Here is a 605-nt window from a genome sequence, read left to right on the forward strand (position 1 = left end):
ATGAGCAACGGCACGCCGGGCCCGCAGGAGGTGTTGTTCAAGGAACTGGGCGAACGCCTGCGCGATGTGAGGGTGGGGCCGGATGGGGCGGTGTATTTGCTGACCGACAACCCGAAAGGGCGGGTGCTGAGGGTGGTGCCGCTGGGGTTTTGAGGATGAGTTGCTTTTGGTCGGAGGATCGCAAAAGGTTGAGTGCAGCCCCTCAGGATCGAGGGCTTGTCGGCTGCTTTAAAGTGGAGGAGCACCAGGCTCATGGGCTCTGTCACCGTCTCTCCCGTTGTCCGTAGGGATCTGATGCGCGGTTAAGTTGGTCCCAGTCTGGATGTGGATGCTCGAAGAGTCTAAGCCTATCCTGGCTGGTGGGCTTTCTATCGAGGGACGCCACAGGGGCCGACCGTGAAAATTTTCCAAAAGCATCTACAACCAACAGCCTGCCCGCTCCGAGTTTCTACTGGCACCAGACTTTTATGATTGAATTTGTTATTACTATCTGAGTTTTTATTCGTTCCAAAACTAAAGCTCCCTGCGGATGATTCGGTCCACCGAACCACCCCCACGGAGCTTTCATGTTTTCTCGCCGCACTTTCCTGCCCGCCCTGGCCGCT

The 605-nt window shown here is 56.5% G+C and carries 1 protein-coding gene; it reads left to right on the top strand.

Features of this window, described 5'->3' with window-relative positions:
- On the top strand, positions 1–153 hold the full coding sequence (locus tag HA630_RS02875) for a PQQ-dependent sugar dehydrogenase (RefSeq protein WP_166832249.1): 153 nt from the start codon (positions 1–3) through the stop codon (positions 151–153).
- Positions 154–605 lie beyond the last annotated feature (452 nt).

Source organism: Aquabacterium sp. A08 (assembly GCF_011742065.1).